Origin of the sequence: Bacillus sp. DJP31, from assembly GCF_049310945.1 — a bacterium.
GTDB lineage: Bacteria > Bacillota > Bacilli > Bacillales > SA4 > Bacillus_BS.
The window spans coordinates 21,144-34,726 of record NZ_JBMERO010000014.1 but is presented as its reverse complement, the minus strand read 5'-3'; the positions used below and the strand labels follow the sequence as shown (position 1 = coordinate 34,726).

Genomic DNA, 13,583 nt, shown 5'->3' with positions numbered 1-13,583 from the left:
TATGGCAGGACAAATTGTGTTAACGGGAAACCAATTAGATGCTAAATACAGTGAACAGCAGATTAAGTTGTACAAGCATAACCCTTTCATTGAAGCATTGCCACCACTCCTTGAAATTGTGGATGTCGCAAAAAGAATCAGTCGTAGACCTTATTACAACGAGGAAGAAAGACTTCTTCCTCCCCTACAAAGAATTCACATGGTACAAACAATTGATCATTTTATCGAACCATTGCCGATACACATTGATCTAGAGGCTAGATTCTCTAGAATGATTCGAAGTGGATATGTGGCAAGAAATCCAATGGAAAAAGAGTTTGTTAAACAAATGAGAGAAGGTTTCCGAGATCTTATTTGGGGAACTGATGATGGATACAAACCTCTTATTCGGTCTACTGCATCAGGATTTGCAATTATTGGTCCGAGCGGTATTGGAAAGACTACATCAATTGAGAGTGTTTTGGGTCTCTATCCCCAAGTAATCACTCATAGTAAATATGGTGAAACTGATTTTATGAGACAACAATTAGTATGGCTTAAGCTTGATTGTCCAAGAGATGGTTCAATTAAAGGCATGTGTTTAAACTTTTTTCAATCGGTAGATAAAGTTCTTAAAACTAATTATTATAAAAAATTCTCTAGTAGAACCTTTACAGTAGATACACTTTTACCTGAAATGGGTAACCTAGCATTTAATCTTGGTCTTGGTGTACTTGTCATAGATGAGATTCAAAGGTTAAGTGATGGAAAAAGTGGGGGACAACAACAGATGATTAACGCGTTTGTCCAGTTGATCAATACAATTGGGGTACCAGTTGTAACAATTGGAACTTTTAAAGCATTTCAGTTGTTACAAAAGGAATTTGCAACTGCAAGAAGAGCTTCTGGTCAAGGAGATATGATTTGGTTTAACGCAATAAAAGATGAAATTTGGGATGAGTTTATTGAGAGTTTATGGGAGTATCAATGGACGAATGTAAAAACACCTTTAACAAAGGCATTGAATGATGCGATATATGATGAATCCCAAGGAATAATAGATATTGCAGTAAAATTGTACAAGCTTGCCCAATGGAGGGTGATTGGGGAAGATTATGAAAGAATCACAGTAAGCATTATCAAACAGGTTGCAAAAGACAGTTTGAGACTTGTTAGACCTATGTTAGAGGCTCTTCGTAATGGTAGAACAGAGGATTTAAAACTCATACCAGATGTACAACCTATGTTCAATGAGATGGATGAGTATTATAAGAAGGCAACAGAACGTGTAGCAATATTCGGAGTTGGTAATGATCTTAAAAATCAACAGAGCGTTTCAAAAGGTGGCACAAATGATGAGGTCCATTCACCGTTAGTGAGAATTGCACAATGGTTGGTGGATGCAGGTGTTGATCCTAAAATTGCTAAACTCGCATCAGAAAAAGCACTTGCTTTACATGGAGATGAGTTTGAAATATCTGCTGCTATGCATCATGCATACCAATACGCAATGGATTATAGCTCCATTAACCAGGGGAATATGCAACCATTAGAGGAAAATAAAGAAAAGGCTATCAAGGGGAAAAAATCGTTAATTGAGCTTGATGAGATTAGGGAAATATTTGATCAGGATAAGCAAGCAACTAAGGATCTATTAGGTTTATAATCAAATGATTTAAAAAGGGGTAAGAAACATGCTTCCATTTTTTTTAACACCGTATCCCGATGAAATACTTTATAGTACCTTTGCAAGGTATCATAGGTATAGTAGAAATCCAAGGTACGTTCACACTTCAATGGACTTATTTGGAAAAAGAAATATAAAGTCGAGGGTTGACTTTCCAACCTATTTAGATAGGCTTGTAGAACGTTTGCCTGTTTCAAATGTGAATTCCGAGAAATTTATTCTCGAAAATACATTTTTTCGTTTATATTTTCCCTTTTTATCAAAAGAGCTTTCTAATTCTATTTTGAACGAAATGAAAAATCCAGAAGGTATAAATGGAATAACAGGAACTGTAAAAGGCGGTATTGATATCTCATATCTAAAACCTCCTAACAGTTTCCGTTTTTGTGTTGATTGTTTGAAAGAAGACGTAAGGAAGTATGGTGAGCCCTACTGGCATAGAATTCATCAAGTTAGTTTTATTCATGTATGTGATATCCATCATTCTTGGTTGTATGAAAGTGAAGTATCTCTTAGACAATCTAGAAACACGGTCAGATATGATTTAATTGAGGAAAACATGTCTGGGGTAACCCTCAAAAATGATGAGAACGAAAAGTTTTTTGACGTATTTTTGTATTTAGCTAAAGCAACTAGAGAATTATTTGAGCAAAATCTCCCTCAAATTGGACTAGAAGAAATTAGAAAAAGGTATATATTTTATTTAAACAGATTGGGTTTAATTACACTAAATGAAAAAGTTAGGGTAATTAAATTGGTTGAGAAATTAACAGACTATTATTCCGATGAGTTTATCCAACTTTGTTTTGGTAAGAATCATGATCTTCCATGGGTGAGAAAACTTTTTGCAAATGTTACTACTCCGAAACATCCGTTTTTTCATCTTCTTTTGTTAAAGTTTTTAGATTTAACACCAGGTGAATTTTTCAAAAAAGAGGTAGAATCTATTACTCTATTTGGAAAAGGTCCATGGGTTTGTTATAATCCAGCTTCTGACCATTACTTGAAACGAGTGGTTGATAATGTAAAAGTAATCCATAGTAGTACAGCAAAAAGTCCAGTGGGTATTTTTTCGTGTTCTTGTGGGTTCTCATACTCAAAAACTTATTTAGAGGGAGTTAAATTTGATGATATTAAAGTAAATAAGATTCTTTCATATGGACATGTTTGGGAAGAAAAACTATTAAAATTGAAAGAAGAAGGAATTTCCTCAAAAGAAATAGGTAGTATACTTGGGGTAGCCTATACAACAGTGAATAAATATTTTAATAAACTTACGGGAGATGGAAATTTATCTAATAAAATTTTGGATAGAAAAATCACTTATCAAGCAAAGTGGTTAGAAATAGTTAGACAGCATAATGATTTTACAAGAAGTCAATTAAAAAATATAAATAAAGCTGTCTACACATGGTTAATGATCAATGACCGAGAATGGTACGAAGAAAATACACCTTCAAATAAAATATACTGGAATGAGGTAGAGTGGGGAAAATTGGATTCGGCTTTATCTGAAAAAGTAGTAGAGGCATCAAATGATCTATTAAATCTACCAGGTAAACCTGTATGGATAACAAAGAATGCGATTGCTAGAAAAATAGGTCATGAAAGCCACTTTAACGGACAACTAGATAAATTACCTGAAACTAGAGAACTTTTAAACTCATTAATTGAATCAATCGAGGATTATCAAATTCGTCGTATTTATTGGGGGGTTTTTGAACTAAAAAGAAATAATAAAAACATCACAATGTCCAATCTTAGTAAAATTTCATCTTTATCTCATGATGCAAGAATATCCACAAGGGTTTCTAAAATTTTGAAAGAAGAAGTTCAAAAAAATTCTATTAACCAATAAATCTATTATGTTTAAGCAAGTCTTATTTGGCTTGCTTCTTTTTTTTGCGTCTAAGTTCTCTTCCTTGCGGCAATAATAATAGTAGAATGTGTCTTAGCAAGGAGGGACAAGATGACTTTAAAACTACCTTTCTTCCCCACACCATATAAAGATGAATTACTATACAGTGTTATTTCTAGGTATCATTTATGGAGTAGAAACCCTTTTCCTACAAATACAAATATGGATCTATTTGATTCTAATACTATCAAAGCAAAAATTGGTTTTCCTAACGGTTTGGGAGTACTAGTAGAAAAAATACCTTCTAATTCTGATGATTTAATTGATCGACTTATTAGAAACAATTCAATGTATCCTTTATATCATCCATTTTTAGAGCAAAAACAAAGGGAAAAAATTATTGCTGAAATGAAGAAAACAGAAGGGAAAGCTATTTCATTAGCGGGTGTCATTCAAAGTAATATACCAATACCAAGATACCTAAGATATTGTGTAAGTTGTTTAAGAGAAGATGAGCATAAGTACGGAGAACCATATTGGCTCCGTACTCATCAGATTTTTGGTGTGAATATTTGTCCTTTACATAATGAATGGTTGATTGAAAGTAATGTTGAGGCATCTGACCTTAAAAAAAGTAATGTGTATACTGCACTAGATAAAAATGTAGAGAGTTTGAAGTTGTTAGACAAAGGTGACTATGAAAAACATCTAAACTTTTCAAAGATGGTATATGAGCTATTAAACAATGATTTAAGTATTCTTGGAAATGAGGAATTAAAAGATAAGTACTTATACCTTCTTAAACAAAAAGATTTGGCAACCTTTACAGGAGTTATTAAAGAGCAAAGTCTTATCGAGCAATTTGTAGAATTTTATGGAGGAGATTATTTAAAAGAGGTTCATAGTGAGGTGAATGTTAATACCAGAAATAATTGGGTTAATACAATAACAAGACCTAAATCAAAAGTTCACCCACTTAGACATCTTCTTCTAATAAATTTTTTAGGTCTGTCTTTGGAAGAATTCTTCTCAATTGCTGTTGAAGATGAGGCACCTTTTGGAAAAGGTCCCTGGGTTTGTTTTAATGCTGCATCAGATCATTATTTAAAACCTGTTATAAAAGAGGTTGAAATAAAAAGGGGCACTCATACAAAATTACCAGTTGGAACATTCAAATGTTCATGTGGATTTGTTTATGCAAAAACGTATTCAAAATCAACTGCGGATATGCAAAAGATGGGCATGGTAAAATCATATGGCTCTATTTGGAACAAGAAGTTAGTACATTTAAGGAAGGTTGAGAAAAAGACTATTCGTGAAGTTGCTAATGAGCTTCATGTAACACCTTTAACAGTTATTCGGAAGTTACGAAAATTAGATGAAAATGTTGAAGAAGAGAAGTTACATAACGGTGTTAATCAAGAATTAAAGAAGAAGCACCAAAACGTTTGGACTGACCTGATTAAAAAATACCCAGAAAAAAGTATTACTGAGTTAAGAAACAGTGCGAAAGCATCTTATATATGGCTTTATAGAAATAATAAGAGTTGGTTAGAATCTAACTCTCCAGAATACAGTCGAAAATCAAATGTTAAGAATCAAATTGATTGGAAAAAGAGAGATAATGAATTTTCCAAAAAGATTCCATCTACTGTTTCAAGAATAAAAAACAAAAAAGGGCGACCTGTAAGAATAACCTGTTGTTCAATTGGAAAGGAACTAAGAATTTACCCTATTCTTCAATATGGTCTAGATAAACTGCAAAATACAAAAAGATTAATCGAAAAGTTTGCGGAATCAGTTGAAGAGTTTCAAATAAGAAGGGTTAAATGGGCAACAGAAGAACTGCAAAGAAATGGTGATAACATTACTGCATCTAAAATAATGAAGAAAGCAAGTCTTGCACCAAGTAAAATTCAACAAAACGTTTTATTAGAAGTTATTAAAATTTCTACTGAAGTAAGTTGATTTTTCTTATATTTACTTAATAGAGCTTATGAAATCTTAATTTTGGTTCATAACCATTTTTTGATTTTCCTTTTATAAGTTGGCAATTATTATTAGACCCATGGTTTGAATTATAGCAATAGAGTTTCCAATTTTATTTTTCTAGTTTCTATCTTTATTCTACTAGGATACCACTTTATTTTAAGATTCCCTTCTGAAGGCTATTGAAGAGGTACTCCAGACTTGTTGCATTGGTATAGTGAAAATTACCCAGTTTATGTCATCCTTTATGATGCTAAAGCAAAAGGGGAAATTGCATATTGGTGTGATAATCCAAAGTATATCGAAGAACACAGTATTAATGTTAAAGAAATATTCAAAATTCAAGGTGCATTAAACGTACACTTAGCAAAAAAAAAATAGATGTTGAAGCAATAGTGAAATTTCAAAAAGAAAAAAATCAATTGCATCTACAAATGCAAGATATGCTTAAAAAATATCGAGAGGGGGATAAATAATGTTGATTGAAGAAGTTAGTTTTGAATTTCTTGAACAGTTGCTTAGAAAAATGGATTTTAATGTCTATGCACTTAATAATGATTCTTTCCTGTTTGAGCATGAAGAGACCGAAACGATAATTAATTTACCTTCAAAGACTCAAAAAAGACATTTTGATATGATAAAGAATTTAGTAGTTAAACGTGAAGTAGTAGACGAACTACATTTGGAAAACTTATAAAGGAAAGCTATGTACAAACTTAATAACACGAAAACGCCTTCTTACATAATTACAGTGTGAGAGGCGTTTTGTTTTTTTATTGAGGATACTTTTAGTGTTGTATAAAAAAGGGAAGTAAGAGAGTTTCCATCTTTATTTTACGTGTTAAAACCTTATGTATATTATGCATAAAAGACAGTTCCTAACTTTATTTTACTATTTATTTAGATGGTATAAAAAAATGCTTGTATATCAAGGTATTCCAGTTTCCAAGATTATTTTACGGGTACACCTAACGTGACAAAACACCAAGGGGTGATTCGAGGAAAAGGATGTGATGCTTATATCAATATGGTACAAGCACAAATGGAAGCCTATAAAATGGAAACTGAAACGAGTGTGAATCCTACTATAGAGGAGCTTGAGACAGGAGGCTACATTCCAAATCAGGAATGTCCAACTGGAGAAGAACTAATCATAAGTAGTAGTGGAGAGGTTTCAATTGTGCCAACCCCATAAAAAAGAAAATGGATTTACGATGATTGAAATGCTAATTGTTCTCCTTATTGTCATGACAATTGTTACCCTATCGTATTTCCAGCTTCGTACCGTATATGAAGAACAGATTATCAAGAACTTTTTAGAAGAGCTTCAAGAAGATATCTGGTTAGTACAAGAGTATGCAATTAGTCATTCTCAAACAGTAGAGCTGTCATTTCATGACCAAGAAAAGTATTACGACATAAGAGAAAGTGGTCTTCGCAAGCTAATATTGAAGCGACCTATTCATCCACAGCTTAAAATCCGCCTTCTAACCGTCACAAATCCCATTAAGTTTCTCGCCAATGGCAATATAAATCGTCCAGGAACCATGTATGTTGAGTACAATCTTCAAAAGTATAAAATTGTGTTCCAATTAGGGAGGGGACGTTTCCGTATTGAAAAGCTCTAAGGGAATCAGTCTACTTGAAACACTGGTGTCCATCCTCCTTTTATTCTTTATCATTACACTTGTTCTGCCACAGCTTTATTTTATTTCGATTGAAAGAAAGAATTTAAAGCTAGAAAACTTCGCAATGAAAACATTAAATGAAAAACTATTTGAACACTCTACCAATAAAGAAGCTGATTCAATTGAGGTGACGTTGTTTTCTGGGGAAGCCTACTATATCGAAATTAAGCTAAATGAAGCTACATTTGACCAACCAATCTATGAAGGATGTATAAGATGGAAAAATCTAATAGAGAAAGAACAGATAAAATGCGGAAGTGTAAAGTAAAGAGGTTTAAAAATAAAGGCTTTACTTTAGTAGAAATGTTAGTCGTTTTGTTAATCGTGATGACCATCACCTCTTTGTTCCCCATGATTTTTTCTGTTTTATCAAACTGGATAGAGAAGCCTAGCAGTCTACATCCCTTTGAGTGGGAAGTAGCGACTAGTCAACTATTAATGGAGATAAGAGAAGCGAGCGAGGTACGAATCCAAAACGGTAATTTACAATTAATAGCTGACACGAACCAAATGATTTCATACGAGCTTTATGGCAACATGCTTCGCAGAAGGATTAATAGCACAGGTCATGAAGTTATTATACAGCAGATTAGAACTGTACATTTCAGTTTAATAAAGGGAGGCGTTTATCTACTTGTAACTGATGAGGATGGAACCGAATATAAAAAGTTTTTCTATAGATGGAACGATGTGATGCAAAATGAATAATCAAAAAGGTTATATTCTTCCTTTTGTATTGATGTTGAGTACCCTTTTATTTTTCATCCTTTCCCATCAAGTTACTATGTATGTGACAGAAATGAAGTTTTATCAGGAAAGTAAAGAGCTTCAGGAGATTGAGAGGATGATTCAAAAATCAGTTAAGGATATGATCGTACTTGTTCAAGACGAGGCATTCCAAAACAAGGAAATACTTTATGAAGAAGGAAAGGTAACAATTCAATTAATTTCAGAATCTTCTACTCAAAAAATAATTACGATCCGTGTTCAGACTATTAATAAAAGAAAATCATCTGTTATCCTTTACTACGACACAGTCAATCAAAGAATTACGCGTTGGACTGAAGGAAGATAGTTGAAAGAAGTGCCCACACCTTTTTGCAAGAATGTCATATGTTAGAAACGAAAAGGAGGCGATTATCATGATGAATCCAAATTATCAACGTGATATGACAATGAGCCAAATGCCGATGGGTCAAATGCCAATGAACCAAATGCCAATGAACATGACAGCAACATCAATGACAAAGGGTATGCCAATGCAATGGATGGTTGTTGAGCCCTATGTCTTGCAAGCATTAATGACGCTAATGGGGAAAGAAGTCGTACTTGAAACAAGCCGTGGGAACATTCGTGGGGTGGTAATGGATGTGAAACCAGACCATGTTGTCTTGCAAGCTGGTGATTCAACATTTTTTATTCGTCTTTGTGAAGTTATTTGGATTATGCCAGAATAGCCTAAGACAAAAAAATGTAGAAGGCTTGGTCTAGCCAAGTCTTCTACTTATTGATACGATTAGAAAAAACAGTGGGTGATTGAATGAAAACTATTTATCTAACTGGATTTATGGGCTCAGGCAAAACGACTATAGGAAAGGAACTCTCGACCTACTTACATATTCCAGTTCAAGATACAGACAAGATAATTGTTAATAAAACAGGGTTATCCATTCGAGCTATATTCAACTCACATGGTGAACCTTACTTTAGAGACCTTGAGAAACAAATCCTTCAAACTTTACCTACCAGAGATCTAATCGTGACAACTGGTGGTGGTATCATTATAGATCATGAGAACAGAGAATGGATGAAAGCTTCCGGTATACTAGTATATCTTCATTGCGATTTCGAAGAGATCTGGAAGAGGGTGCAGCATGACGATAACCGCCCGCTTGTGATAAACCAGCAAAAGGAACAAATTCATGCAATTTATAAATCAAGACAATCGGCCTATGAAGATTTTCATGTTAAAGTAGATACAACATCAAATTCTTTATCTGAGATCGTTGAACAAATTGGAAACTGGGTTAAAAAAGAGGAGAAGTGACCATACTATTGGAAGCCAAGAAAATAGGTGGGTTAGTATGTCCTTTAATGATTTAGTGAAGTATGTCACTCAACAATTTGTTTCTTATTTAGATAAGTCTAAAGATCAAAGACTACAAACAAAAAATGATCGCAGATCTAGTCAGCCAGCTCTATCTAGATGGTTTGGCATCATTCCTCTAGGATTTATGCTATTTATGAGAAACAGAAAAAAGTAGGGAGCTCATCCTCTGAGTCTCCCTTTAATTTGTTACTACTGACTGCTGTGTAAGATAGAACAGTCCTCCGTTAATAATAGACACCTTCACTCGTGGTTCATATTGTTCCTTCAATGCTTGTTTTTCTACTTCATAGGGTTCTGGTTTCTCTTCGATATCTTCATAAAAATGATCTAATAAGGACAAATCCTCATTCCAACGTTTTATCGCTTCTTCAGCCCATGAATGGTCATCATGATCGATGACGGATTGAATCGTTTGCTTGATCCGTGTTATTCCACTTCTCGGTTTAATAATAGGAGATAACGTGAAGCAAAAATCTGGAATCTTTGGTGTTAAGGGTAAGCTTTCTAGCTTATCTTGAAAGTGATCGATTATCATACCGTTAATCAAACTTAATCCCAGTGACAAAACGACATCTCTAGTTTGGTCACATTGATAGGAAATTTTAAGGTTCATCCCTAACCATGGATGAAGTGGTGCATTACCCGCTCCGAACGATTGTTTAACGTTCTCATAAAGTCTCATGAATCCAGCTAGTTTGTTCGTGGTTTGAAAAATCTGGTGAAGCCGAGGAGATCCAAAATGAATTAACTCTCCCTTTAAATCACTTGAGACCTTTGTTTGATCTGTGATTAGTGTTAATTTTGCAGGATTAGGAATGCCACCTGTCTTTTCTAAGTAGTGCCAATAAAAGGGACGGTTCATTAATTCCTTATCTAGCTGGGTGGTTAATTGAACATCAAGATAGCCGGCTGCGTTTTCAAGAATTTCACATTCGTTTGCGATAAAGTAACGTGTAAGAAAAGTGTGAATCTCATGTTGCAGCATAATTTTCTTCCTCTACTTGTTCTTCCCCAGCAAAATCTATATAGGAAGCTAAATTTTCCATTTTCACTCGAATCTCTCCGTCTGTCTTAGAATGAGTCAATATATCAGAAATGTGTTCTTCAATATTTTGAAGATCTATTCTTGTTAAAATTTCATCCAACTCTCCAATTACACGTTCAAAGAGATTAATTTTTTCATATAGAAGCTTGAGTATATGTTCTTCTACCGTGTTTTTGATGGCAAAATTATAAATGTGGACATCATGCTCTTGACCAAGTCGATGAATACGACCTATTCGTTGTTCAAGTCTCATCGGGTTCCAGGGTAAATCGTAGTTGATTATATGCTGACAAAATTGTAGATTTATCCCTTCTCCACCTGCTTCTGTTGCAATTAATACTTGAGCCTTGTTCTTGAAAAGCTCCTTCATCCAATCCTTTTTTCCACGTTTAAAACCACCTCTAAATGGTACGGAAGTGATCCCGTTTTGCTGAAGAAACCATTGTAAATATAATTGTGTAGCCCGATATTCCGTAAATACAATAACTTTGCTATCGATTTCTTTTACTAGCTCGACCACTTTTTCAGCCTTAGCATTTGATTTCACGACTTCAATTTTCTTCACTAACTCTTGCACTAATGTATGTATATACGGATTTTCTCCATTTCGACTGAGCATATTCTGCAACGTATAGTAGACAGCCTCTCGACTACTGCATGCCTCTCTTTGAAGGGTGATTAAGGAGAACTGGCTACCGATATTTCCGTTACTCGTTTGTTTGTATTGCTGTATCGAGTCGTATAGGTCTCGTTCTTCTTTTGAAAATTCAATTGGTATAGCTTTAACTATTCGCTTAGGCCAATCAATTCCAGTATCACCTCGTCTGTTGCGAATCATGACCTTATTCACTAATTCCTTTAATCGTTCATCATTATTTAAAGAACGTTCCTTCGTGTTAAAGGATTCCTCAAAATTGGTTAGGCTACCTAAATGACCTGGTTTTAACAAGGAGACTAGATTGAAAATTTCTTCCACGCGGTTTTGAATGGGTGTGGCCGTGAGTAATAAGCAGAATTTCTTTTTTAAGAGTTGTACAAATTCATAGTTTTTTGTTTTGCTGTTTTTCAATTTATGGGCTTCGTCAATGATAATAAGATCATAATTTTGTTCAAAGATAATTTCTCGGTGTGGAGCACGTTTGGCTGTATCCATCGAAGAAACAACCACGTCACATTGCTCCCATACATAGCTCTTTTTTTGGCCGATCGCTGGAATGAAAAATTTTTGGTTGAGCTCACTTACCCATTGTGAAACAAGAGAAGCAGGGACTAAAATCAAAACCTTTTTAACTAAACCGCGAATCATGTATTCTTTTAAGATTAGTCCAGCCTCAATCGTTTTCCCGAGTCCAACTTCATCAGCTAAAATCGCTTTACCGTTCATCTTTTCCACCACGTTTCGAGCAACTTCTAATTGATGGGGGAGAGGCTTTAGATTTGGTAAATACTTAGGTGCTTGAAGACCAGCAAATTCAGGAATGGCAAGATGCTTTTCAATTCCATATGCTAGTTTATAAAGGTCCCAATGAGCCCAAGGACCATCGTCTTCGAATCGTTTGTAAAATTCATTTTCCCATGTCTCGTCAAATTGGATGTTGACCTGCTGCATCAAACACATTCCTTTCATTTGCTTAATATAAAAGAAAATAGTTGGTAAAACTTCAGATTGTATTGCCCTAAAACACACTTTAATGGTAGGATAATGATAGTTTTTAAAGTAAGATACTCTCACTATTTGAGTAGTATAGCCTTAAACTGACAAAATTATATATAGCGAATGAGATCAAGAGGAGAGACTACTAGAATTCGTTCAAAGTAGCGCCGAAGGAGCAAGCGATTACCGTGAATCTCTCAGGCAAAAAGACTCTTGTTTGACGCTACTCTGGAGAGCGTTCATTTATACTAGCTATAAGCTTGTTAGTGAACCACCAAAGAGGAAATGCAAAATTTGCAAAACTTTCAGGTGCCAAGGACAGAGATTATCCATAAATTCGTTGGATATCTCTGTCCTTTTTTATGTGTTTCCTTTATGTTAGCGCTTCTCTTGGATTACCCAGATATTTTGAACGATGGCTTTCAAGACCTTTTATTACATATTGAGCAGGGAGGAAAATCATGACTCAGCTAAAGCGAACACCTTTATTTGATAGTTACCTTGAACATGGGGCTAAGACCATTGACTTTGGTGGATGGGACTTACCCGTCCAGTTTTCCAGTATTAAGGAAGAGCATGAGGCAGTACGAACGTTAGCAGGACTATTCGATGTCTCTCATATGGGAGAAATTGAAGTTAAAGGCACAGGAAGTCTAGATTACCTACAGAAAATGATGACAAATGACGTTTCAAAACTTGTCGATGGTAAAGCACAATACACGGCGATGTGTTATGAAAACGGCGGTACAGTAGATGATCTCCTTGTCTATAAAAAATCGGATCATGATTACCTACTCGTTGTTAATGCATCCAATATTGAAAAGGATTATGAATGGCTGCACTCTCATGTTTTTGGTGAAGTTGAACTTACGAATGTTTCGGATGATACAGCGCAGCTTGCCATTCAAGGTCCATTAGCGGAGCGAATTCTGCAAAAGCTAACGGCTACTCCATTAAATGAAATCGGTTTCTTTAGCTTTAAAGAAGGCGTTGAAATCAATGGTATTGAAGCTCTCGTTTCACGAACTGGTTACACAGGTGAAGATGGGTTTGAAATCTATTGCAAAAAAGAAGATGCAGCGTCACTTTGGAAGCTGATACTAGAGAATGGTAAAGAAGAAGGAATTCTTCCTTGTGGTCTAGGGGCTCGTGATACTCTTCGATTTGAGGCAAATTTAGCACTTTATGGGCAAGAGCTTTCAAAGGATATTTCGCCACTTGAAGCGGGCATTGGTTTTGCAGTAAAGCTACAAAAAGAAGCGGATTTTATCGGGAAAGACGCTTTAGTTCAGCAAAAAGAAAATGGCCTTCCTAGAAAGCTTGTAGGACTTGAAATGATTGATAAAGGAATTCCGCGTCATGGATACGAAGTATTTAGTGGAGATCAATCCATTGGATTTGTGACAACGGGTACGCAATCACCGACACTGAAAAAGAATATCGGGATGGCTTTACTAGAAATTCCTTATACTGAACTAGATCAAGAGGTTGAGGTTCAAATTCGTTCTAAACGATTAAAGGCAAAAGTAGTTTCAACACCATTTTATAAGCGTCCGAAAAAGTAAACGAAAAG

General features: G+C 34.9%; 16 protein-coding genes and 1 riboswitch. Of the genes, 14 read left to right on the top strand and 2 right to left on the bottom strand.

Annotated features, from left to right (window positions below):
- The first annotated feature begins 1 nt into the window (after window position 1).
- The 13 genes from ACOI1C_RS13995 to ACOI1C_RS13935 all read left to right on the top strand — a co-directional run bounded on the left by ACOI1C_RS13995 (window position 2) and on the right by ACOI1C_RS13935 (window position 9,465).
- Complete coding sequence (locus ACOI1C_RS13995) at window positions 2–1,645, top strand: ATP-binding protein (RefSeq protein WP_422511119.1); 1,644 nt, start codon at window positions 2–4, stop codon at window positions 1,643–1,645.
- A gap of 28 nt (window positions 1,646–1,673) precedes the next feature.
- Window positions 1,674–3,524, top strand: coding sequence for a TnsD family Tn7-like transposition protein (locus ACOI1C_RS13990; RefSeq protein WP_422511118.1), 1,851 nt, complete (start codon window positions 1,674–1,676; stop codon window positions 3,522–3,524).
- A gap of 111 nt (window positions 3,525–3,635) precedes the next feature.
- Complete coding sequence (locus tag ACOI1C_RS13985) at window positions 3,636–5,492, top strand: TnsD family transposase (protein WP_422511117.1); 1,857 nt, start codon at window positions 3,636–3,638, stop codon at window positions 5,490–5,492.
- Between the two features lie 222 nt (window positions 5,493–5,714).
- Window positions 5,715–5,894: a hypothetical protein gene (locus ACOI1C_RS13980; RefSeq protein WP_422511116.1), complete on the top strand. Its 180-nt coding sequence runs from the start codon at window positions 5,715–5,717 to the stop codon at window positions 5,892–5,894.
- Window positions 5,895–5,988: 94 nt separating this feature from the next.
- Window positions 5,989–6,210, top strand: coding sequence for a hypothetical protein (locus ACOI1C_RS13975; protein WP_422511115.1), 222 nt, complete (start codon window positions 5,989–5,991; stop codon window positions 6,208–6,210).
- Window positions 6,211–6,486: 276 nt separating this feature from the next.
- Window positions 6,487–6,708, top strand: coding sequence for a competence type IV pilus major pilin ComGC (locus ACOI1C_RS13970; protein ID WP_422511114.1), 222 nt, complete (start codon window positions 6,487–6,489; stop codon window positions 6,706–6,708).
- Window positions 6,692–7,141 carry a competence type IV pilus minor pilin ComGD gene (comGD, locus tag ACOI1C_RS13965; RefSeq protein WP_422511113.1) on the top strand — a complete coding sequence of 150 codons (450 nt, stop codon included), beginning with the start codon at window positions 6,692–6,694 and terminating at the stop codon, window positions 7,139–7,141. Before ACOI1C_RS13970 ends, comGD begins: the two co-directional genes overlap by 17 nt.
- Complete coding sequence (locus ACOI1C_RS13960; RefSeq protein ID WP_422511112.1) at window positions 7,128–7,469, top strand: hypothetical protein; 342 nt, start codon at window positions 7,128–7,130, stop codon at window positions 7,467–7,469. Before comGD ends, ACOI1C_RS13960 begins: the two co-directional genes overlap by 14 nt.
- The gene (gene comGF, locus ACOI1C_RS13955; protein ID WP_422511111.1) at window positions 7,418–7,909 is read left to right on the top strand and encodes a competence type IV pilus minor pilin ComGF; all 492 of its coding nucleotides are present in this window, start codon (window positions 7,418–7,420) and stop codon (window positions 7,907–7,909) included. The genes ACOI1C_RS13960 and comGF overlap by 52 nt, the downstream gene beginning before the upstream one ends.
- Window positions 7,902–8,276: a competence type IV pilus minor pilin ComGG gene (gene comGG, locus ACOI1C_RS13950; protein WP_422511110.1), complete on the top strand. Its 375-nt coding sequence runs from the start codon at window positions 7,902–7,904 to the stop codon at window positions 8,274–8,276. Before comGF ends, comGG begins: the two co-directional genes overlap by 8 nt.
- 67 nt (window positions 8,277–8,343) lie before the next feature.
- Entirely contained in the window at window positions 8,344–8,658 is a 315-nt protein-coding gene (locus ACOI1C_RS13945; protein WP_422511109.1) for a YuzF family protein, read from the top strand.
- 83 nt (window positions 8,659–8,741) lie between these two features.
- Window positions 8,742–9,248: a shikimate kinase gene (locus tag ACOI1C_RS13940; RefSeq protein ID WP_422511108.1), complete on the top strand. Its 507-nt coding sequence runs from the start codon at window positions 8,742–8,744 to the stop codon at window positions 9,246–9,248.
- Between the two features lie 37 nt (window positions 9,249–9,285).
- The gene (locus ACOI1C_RS13935) at window positions 9,286–9,465 is read left to right on the top strand and encodes a YqzE family protein (RefSeq protein ID WP_422511107.1); all 180 of its coding nucleotides are present in this window, start codon (window positions 9,286–9,288) and stop codon (window positions 9,463–9,465) included.
- Window positions 9,466–9,489: 24 nt separating this feature from the next.
- Here the strand turns inward: ACOI1C_RS13935 and ACOI1C_RS13930 are convergent, their stop codons facing one another.
- Together ACOI1C_RS13930 and ACOI1C_RS13925 are read right to left on the bottom strand one after the other, a co-directional pair.
- Window positions 9,490–10,296, bottom strand: a complete 807-nt coding sequence (locus ACOI1C_RS13930; RefSeq protein ID WP_422511106.1) for a YqhG family protein — start codon at window positions 10,294–10,296, stop codon at window positions 9,490–9,492.
- Window positions 10,283–11,965 (bottom strand): DEAD/DEAH box helicase, encoded by a 1,683-nt coding sequence (locus ACOI1C_RS13925; protein WP_422511105.1) that lies wholly within the window; start codon window positions 11,963–11,965, stop codon window positions 10,283–10,285. The genes ACOI1C_RS13930 and ACOI1C_RS13925 overlap by 14 nt, the downstream gene beginning before the upstream one ends.
- Window positions 11,966–12,133: 168 nt before the next feature.
- A riboswitch (glycine riboswitch) is annotated at window positions 12,134–12,233 on the top strand.
- 238 nt (window positions 12,234–12,471) lie between these two features.
- On the opposite strand from ACOI1C_RS13925, the gene gcvT reads away from it, so the two are divergent.
- Window positions 12,472–13,575, top strand: coding sequence for a glycine cleavage system aminomethyltransferase GcvT (gene gcvT / locus ACOI1C_RS13920; protein WP_422511104.1), 1,104 nt, complete (start codon window positions 12,472–12,474; stop codon window positions 13,573–13,575).
- Window positions 13,576–13,583: the final 8 nt, after the last annotated feature.